General features: G+C 37.1%; 6 protein-coding genes. 3 read left to right on the top strand and 3 right to left on the bottom strand.

Annotation, left to right across the window (positions count from 1 at the left end):
• Window positions 1–41 precede the first annotated feature (41 nt).
• Window positions 42–914 carry an ROK family protein gene (locus Q9Q35_RS00130; RefSeq protein WP_304651599.1) on the bottom strand — a complete coding sequence of 291 codons (873 nt, stop codon included), beginning with the start codon at window positions 912–914 and terminating at the stop codon, window positions 42–44.
• A gap of 270 nt (window positions 915–1184) precedes the next feature.
• Here Q9Q35_RS00130 and Q9Q35_RS00135 point away from each other — a divergent pair, with 270 nt between their 5' ends.
• Both Q9Q35_RS00135 and Q9Q35_RS00140 read left to right on the top strand, forming a co-directional pair.
• Entirely contained in the window at window positions 1185–2492 is a 1308-nt protein-coding gene (locus Q9Q35_RS00135; protein WP_304651600.1) for an MATE family efflux transporter, read from the top strand.
• 12 nt (window positions 2493–2504) lie between these two features.
• Window positions 2505–2882: a VOC family protein gene (locus tag Q9Q35_RS00140; protein WP_304651601.1), complete on the top strand. Its 378-nt coding sequence runs from the start codon at window positions 2505–2507 to the stop codon at window positions 2880–2882.
• A 51-nt stretch (window positions 2883–2933) separates the two neighbouring features.
• Here the strand turns inward: Q9Q35_RS00140 and Q9Q35_RS00145 are convergent, their stop codons facing one another.
• Window positions 2934–3698, bottom strand: coding sequence for an ABC transporter permease (locus Q9Q35_RS00145; protein WP_304651602.1), 765 nt, complete (start codon window positions 3696–3698; stop codon window positions 2934–2936).
• A 200-nt stretch (window positions 3699–3898) separates the two neighbouring features.
• Window positions 3899–4648, bottom strand: coding sequence for an ABC transporter ATP-binding protein (locus Q9Q35_RS00150; RefSeq protein WP_304651603.1), 750 nt, complete (start codon window positions 4646–4648; stop codon window positions 3899–3901).
• A gap of 226 nt (window positions 4649–4874) precedes the next feature.
• Between Q9Q35_RS00150 and Q9Q35_RS00155 the strand changes: the two genes are divergently transcribed.
• On the top strand, window positions 4875–5579 hold the full coding sequence (locus Q9Q35_RS00155; protein WP_304651604.1) for a helix-turn-helix transcriptional regulator: 705 nt from the start codon (window positions 4875–4877) through the stop codon (window positions 5577–5579).
• Window positions 5580–6000: the final 421 nt, after the last annotated feature.

Raw genomic sequence — 6000 nt, forward strand, 5'->3', positions numbered from 1 at the left:
TCAGCTTCTTTTTTATAGATAATTTGGGTTTCCCAGTTTCTTTATTTTGCGTGTGCTTCTTTAGCTAATAGCAAGCAACCTGTGATCCCGGCATCATCACCTAAGTCGACATGTACGATGTAATCATCCAACTCAGGCGTTTGCACGTAATCATTTAATTGCTCAGCAAAGGATTTGCGGATCATTGGGAAGAGTTGTTCTTGTTTAGAAACACCACCACCGAAAATGATCTTTTCAGGAGAGAGTGTCAATGTTAGATCTACGCAAGCTTGTGCCAAGTAATAAGCCACGATCTCCCAAGCTTTATCATCTTTAGGGATCTCATAAGCCTTGATGCCCCCTTGACGTGCTTCGATCGCTGGACCAGCAGCTAAGCCTTCTAAGCAATCGTGGTGGAATGGACAATGACCTTCATAGTGGTCTTCTGGATGACGGCGCATTACGATATGACCGATCTCAGGATGACCATAGCCTTCAATAACTTTGCCATTGATCACAACACCGCCACCAATACCAGTTCCGACTGTCAAGTAGACACAGCTATCCTTACCCTTAGCTGCTCCACGTTTCAATTCGCCATAAGCTGCTCCATTAACATCGGTTGTCCAAGCATAGTCAACATCAAAACGCTTCTTCATTTCACCCAAGAAATCATAATCTTTCCAACCTGGCTTAGGTGTGTTGGTGATATAACCATAAGTTTCTGATTTACGATTAACATCGATCGGACCAAAAGAAGCGATCCCGATCGAGACAACGTCATGTTTTTCAAAGAATTTAAAGACGTCTGCCATCGTTTCTTCTGGGACCGTCGTTGGGATCGATACGCGTTCTAAAACATTTAACTCTTCGTCTGCTACCGCACAGACAAATTTTGTTCCACCTGCTTCAATAGCTCCATATAATTTACTCACTCTATGTTCCCTCCAAAAATAGTAATCGTTTTCTTATAACTATCTTATCGCAAAGTAAGCGTTATGAAAAGAGGAAAACGCAAAATATGTTAAACGTTTAACATATTTTTATTTAAACTAGCTTTTTTGGACTAAATCTGCTAAACTCAGTAGCGTTGAAAACGAAATAAGGGACGCAAAATCGCCGGGTTTTGCAAAAAATAACATCTTAGAACTTTCTGACAGGCGATCATAATTGATAGAGGAAAGTTTGGTTTAGGAGGGATTTTTTTGCAAACATCTACAGCTAAGATCAAACGAGAAGTCGGGCAATACATCATTCGTAATATCCTTGCTTCTTCTGGGCTTTCGCTCTATGTTTTAGTCGATACGGTCTTTATTGCAGCCGCTGGTGGTACTTTAGGGTTGGCTGCCTTGAATATTTCACTGCCAATGTTTAATTTTTTCAATTCTTTGGGACTTTTATTTGGGATCGGTGGCTCAACGATCTATTCGATCCACAAAGTCAACGAACCAAATAAAGTAACGACACTTTTTGGAAAATTATTGCTTTTTTGTCTTGGACTTGGTAGTTTATTAGCACTTTTGTTAAATATCTTTCCGATCCAAGTTTTGACGCTTCTGGGTGCCGATCAGCAAACGATGGGTGTTGCTTTGGGGTATTTTCGGATCATCGCTTTAGGTGCGCCATTTTTTATGTGTAATTACGTCTGTGTAAACTTTATTCGTAACGATGGTAACCCTCAGCTGACGATGATCGCAACTTTAACAGCTACTTTAGTCGTGGTCTTTTTAGACTGGCTGTTGATCTTTGTCTTCCAATTACACATGATAGGTGCTGCGATCGCGACGATCTTTTCACCTTTGACGAGTATGGCGATCTTGACTTTTCATCGTAAATACCCCAAGCGTCAATTGCAATTAAAGTTTGCTTTGCCTGAGCTAAAATTATTAAAGCAAGCAGCTAGTCTTGGTATACCTTCATTTTTAACAGAAATGAGTACTGGGGTCAGCATTTTTGCATTTAATTGGGTCTTACTCAAATTGAGCGGTAATGCGGCGATCGCAGCCTATGGTGTCATTGCCAATATCGCGATCGTTGTCTTAGCGCTCTCAAATGGGATCGCCCTTGGTGTCCAACCGATCGCTAGCCGTGAATACGGAAAACATGAAGAAAAAAACGTTAAAGCGGCGATCAAATTAGGCTTGCAAGTTGCTTTTTTGCTCTCTTGTATCCTATATTTTATCTTGGTCTTTTTCAAAGCTCCGATCGTCAGTGTTTTTGATCACGACCATTCTGCACAATTAGCTCAGATCGCAACTCATGCTTTGCCACTGTACTTTATCAGCGTCTTTTTTGCTAGTCAAAATCTCGTGATCATGTTGTCGCTTGTGGCGATCAAACGAGCTAAAGCCGCTTTTATTCTCTCATTGTTGCGCGGATATTTTATCTTGATCAGTTCGGTCCTTATTTTTGCTGCGCTCTTTGGTCTAAATGGAGTTTGGCTCAGTGTACCTTTTACTGAGGCGTGCGTCTGTGCCTTGGGAGCTTATTTCTTGACCAATGCTTTACAATAGGAGTTGATCTATTTGAAAATCAAACGTATCGATCACATCGTCTTGACTGTAAGCGATCTAGCACGTGCAGTTCGCTTTTATCATGAAGTCTTTGACATGCCGATCTTAGAAGAAAGTGCCGAGCTTGCTACTTTACGCTGTGGACATCAGCTTTTGAAACTGCAAACTACAAAGCAAACTGATGCCTTGGTCTCTAAAACCCCCACAAGTGGGAGCGCTGATCTTTGCTTAGTGACTGGTGATAAGTTGGCCGATGATATCAATCACCTCAAGAGTTACTTTATTGAGATCATTGCTGGCCCAGTTACTAAGATCGGTGCCAATGGGCAAATGACTTCGATCTATCTCAATGATCCCGACGGTAATCTGATCGAGATCTCCGAATACTAACTAAAAACCACTACTTCCTGGCTGGGAAATGGTGGTTTTTTGCTCCTAATGTCATCTATAATACGTCCGATAAACAACTAAAACAGGAATAAAGTAAAATATCGTTGCACAACTGATCAACCATATTAAATGTTGAAATACCATAGTAAAATTCTCTATCCAAATAGCTCGAATAATATTAGTTGCATGATATAACGGTGAAAGCCACGTCAAATTCCGAAAAATTTCAGGGATAGAATCGATAGGAAAAAAAGTATCCGAAAACATATATAATGGCCTGATAACAAGCGTATTATAATAGTTCAAAAATTCTCGCGATGGAGCCATATAGGTGAATGTTAGCCCGATAAGGCCAAAAATCAAACCGATCAAAAAAAGAAGTGGAATGATAAATAGCATATAAAGATCAAATGCTTGACTTATAACAAGCGAAACAAGCCAAAACATCCCCCCAAAAATGACAGCTCTAACCCCTGACCAGATAGCTTGACCAATTACGATATCTTGTAAGTTGATCGGAGTCATTAGCATGGCATCATAAGTTTTTTCAATTTTGTATTGAATAAATGCGTTGACCGTTGCTTCTGATGTAGCAGTAGTCATCGCAGTAGCGCCGATAAGTCCCGTAATGACAAAAGTAGTATACGACATCCCATTGATATTGGTCAGATAAGTTCCTACTCCAAATCCCATTGCCACCAAATAAAATAATGGGTCGATCAAGTTAGGAACTATCGAGATCTTGAATAGAGATCTAAAGCTCATATAATTTCTGATAACAACATAATAGATCGATCTAGCTGAAACTCTAAACACTTTTTCTCCACTATATAATATGGAGCTACACAAAATTGTTCATCCTATTTTGTATAACTAAAAAGAAATATAGCTTTTCCTTTCCTAATTTTATTCATATCAATAATAGTATGAAATGTTTTCCTTCAATTAGTGGTAACACTCTAATATCCACTCCATATTTTACCTTCCTTATGAATATTAATTTGCAATGTTATACACTATTCCAAATTTTTAATATCTCCTTTACCTACAACAGTCAACTTAAGAAATAATTCTTCAATATTTTTCTCTCGATACTTATCTAACAAACTATCAATAGTACCTTCATCTTTTATTACACCAGAATCAATGATAACTATCCTATCAGCTAAACATTCGATCTCATTCATATAATGGGATGTAATAACTATTGAAACACCTTGCTTTTTTAACATTTTTAATTTGTTCCAAATAATATTACGTGATTGAATATCCAAACCTACAGTCGGTTCATCTAATATGATTATCTCGGGATCATTTAACAAAGCTCTGGCAAGAACAACACGTCTTCTCATCCCCCCTGATAGTTCACCGATCATTTTATTTGCATATTCTGCTAATTGAACAAATTCTAGCAGCTTTTTAGCTCGAGATTTAAGTTCCTTTAGTCTGATTCCATAACAGATACCATGTGCGATCAAATTTTCAAAGACAGTCAGAGTCGTATCTAACATATCTTCTTGAGCTACGATCCCTAATCTTTTTTTCCCTTTATCAGATAATGACGAAATATTTTTTCCTAAGATATACACGTTACCACTTGTTATTTTATTTGCCGAGTAGATCATCTTCAATGTGGTAGTTTTACCAGCTCCATTGATACCTAAAATACCTAAGCATTCACCTGACGATACTGAAAAACTTATATCTTTAACAGCATTATAGCTTCCATATTTTTTAGCTAGATTATCTACTCTCAGTGTTTCCAATATTTTTAAATTCCTTTCCACAAACTGGACAATTTTCATACTTGTGCAATTTTGTAAACTTCTGCTCAAAAGTTAAGAAGTCAATACTAAATGCCTTATCGTATGTCAGAAGTCTATCGACTGATCGGTAAATCTTAAATAGTCGTTTTCTTTTACTGTGTGATAGTATTATATTATGATAATTGATAGAAATTCATCGATATATGAAATTTTAAGGAGGGATCTTATGAATTCACCTGATGTTACAACTATCTTGCGCCTTTTATCTGATAGATCTAGGATCACTATTTTAGATATTTTAATGGACGGTCGTGCCTATACAGTAAATGAAATAACAGCTTTTACTAGGTTAAAACAACATACTGTTAGCTATCATCTAAAATTGCTAACAAAAGCACAACTGACCTCTGTCAAGCAATATGGTAAGTTTAGATATTACTCTATTTCAGATACCATAACACCTGAGTTATTTGAATTTTTAAGTAACTATTCCCCCGTTGAACCTACCAAAAGTTATAAGCAACATTTTGCTAAAAAAGAATTAAAGCAGGCTAGAACTTGTTACGATCACGTAGCTGGAGAACTAGGAGTTAAGATCAAAGATTTCCTTATTTCCGAGAATATTATCATCGCATCTGATGATAACAACGAAAATTATCGTGTAACTCCTTCAGGTAAAATATTTTTCGAACAAGAACTCAAGATCGACATTGAAAATTTAAAAAAGAAGAAACGCAAATTCTGTATTGATTGTTTAGATTGGAGCGAACGGAAAAACCATCTTGCTGGTGCATTAGCTAAAGCAATCCTTGATTTTCTGCTTAATAACGACTACGTAACACGCAATACTGGATCAAGAGCACTTAAAATTACTGATAAAGGAAAAAAATTTTTGGAAGATAATTGGCATATTACCCTTACTGAAAATTAGTCATTGACTTCGATCTATCTCAATGATCCCGACGGTAATCTGATCGAGATCTCCGAATACTAACTAAAAACCACTACTTCCTGGTTGGGAAATAGTGGTTTTTTTAGCTATATAAATTATATTTTACAAAACGATAAATTTAACGTTATATATTGGTTACAATCAACTTTTTTAGATCTAGCTTGCTATAATTTGGATACGCTGATAGATAACTATTGGCACACAAACTTATAGGGGGGATCTACTATGAAAGGATCATTCAAATCATTACTCTTTGTTGCAACTGTCTTTTGTTTGTTGTTTTTGACCGATTTTTCCGTTCATGCTGCTAGTGTCACTGTTCCCGACTCACTTAATTCTGGTGAAGTACAACTAGATGATCACGATCAGGTCGTTTTTGCCTCATCTATGGCGTTAGTTG

Origin of the sequence: uncultured Ligilactobacillus sp., from assembly GCF_948826705.1 — a bacterium.
GTDB lineage: Bacteria > Bacillota > Bacilli > Lactobacillales > Lactobacillaceae > Ligilactobacillus.